At 45.9% G+C, this 1276-nt stretch carries 1 protein-coding gene and 1 pseudogene; both read left to right on the top strand.

Features of this window, described 5'->3' with window-relative positions; all coding sequences use genetic code 11:
* The first annotated feature begins 183 nt into the window (after positions 1 to 183).
* Positions 184 to 939, top strand: coding sequence for a molybdate ABC transporter substrate-binding protein (gene modA, locus KIV40_RS27140; protein WP_285352289.1), 756 nt, complete (start codon positions 184 to 186; stop codon positions 937 to 939).
* Positions 939 to 1276 (top strand): annotated as a pseudogene (modB, locus tag KIV40_RS27135) (molybdate ABC transporter permease subunit); the annotation flags it as partial. The gene modA and the pseudogene modB, both read left to right, overlap by 1 nt.

The raw sequence follows: 1276 nt of genomic DNA, 5'->3' as shown, positions 1-1276 counted from the left end.
ATCGATTTGCGAGTGGGCGGGAGCTCATGCAGTGACAACGATTGACCATCAAGCGCTTAAAGAGGAAGGCATCAATCGAATTGCCGATGCGATTGAAGAACATATGAAGCTCGATCTTCTTTGGCCTGAGTTACGTGACATCCAATAATGACAACAAATACTAATCACGTTAAAGAGAGTGTGATGACAACAAGACTGCTGACGATAGCTATGGCGTTTTTGGCCTTTCAAGCATCAGCGCAAGACTCGATTAAAGTCTACGCTGCCTCCTCAATGACTAACGCCGTCAATGAACTGATTACAGAATTCGAAAAGAATAACGACGTAGAGGTGACGCCTGTGTATGCAAGCACGTCGTCATTGGTGCGTCAGATAGAACGAGGCGCACCTGCAGACTTGTTTATTGCCGCTAATGAGAAGTGGATGACACATCTACTCGATAGGGGCTATGTTTCAAGTGACAATGTCACAAATTGGGCGGGCAATGAACTTGTTTTAGTGACGTCAACGGCAGACAAAACGGATTACTCGCAGTTTAAAATCGACGACGCATCCGCATGGCAAGCGACGCTGACAGGTGAGCGCCTAGCCGTCGGTAATACTATGTCTGTGCCTGCTGGCATCTATGCCAAAGAGTCTCTAGAAGCGCTTAACGTGTGGGACAGTGTACGCACGCGTCTTGCTCCGAGTAATAACGTTCGTATGGCTCTAGCACTGGTAGAGCGACAAGAAGCACGACTTGGCATTGTGTATAAGACCGATGCTATGCTTTCAAAGCAAGTGACCATTGTGGACACGTTTCCTGCGTCATCACACACTGAAATACGTTACCCTGTAGCGAAGATAAATGACAATACGTCTACTGAAGCGTTCTATCGTTTCATGCAGGGTGAGTTTTCTAAAACCGTTCTCGAACGCTACGGTTTTTATACGCATTAATGTTTTATTTATCTGACTACGAATACCAAGCTTTGTTGTTAAGCTTCAAAGTCGCGGGGTTTGCCATCATATGGTTGATTCCAATAGGCATCTGTTTGGCTTGGCTACTCGCAAAAAAGCAGTTTATTGGTAAAGGGCTTGTTGAGAGCTTGGTTCATTTACCCTTGGTTCTTCCACCTGTGGTGATTGGTTACCTGTTATTGGTGATGATGGGTAAACAAGGCATCATAGGCTCTTGGCTGAACGATGTATTTGGCTTGGTATTTAGTTTCAGTTGGAAAGGGGCGTCGCTCGCATGTATTGTGGTTGCACTGCCGCTAATGGTGCGTTCTATTCG

The organism is Vibrio sp. D173a (genome assembly GCF_030248475.1).
The sequence above is the reverse complement of the archived record's forward strand: the minus strand, read 5'-3'. Positions and strand labels throughout refer to the sequence as shown.

Bases quoted from the DNA above. Each gene is read 5' to 3' on its own strand.
- modA (WP_285352289.1), top strand. From the start codon at position 184: ATGACAACAAGACTGCTGACGATAGCTATGGCGTTTTTGGCCTTTCAA.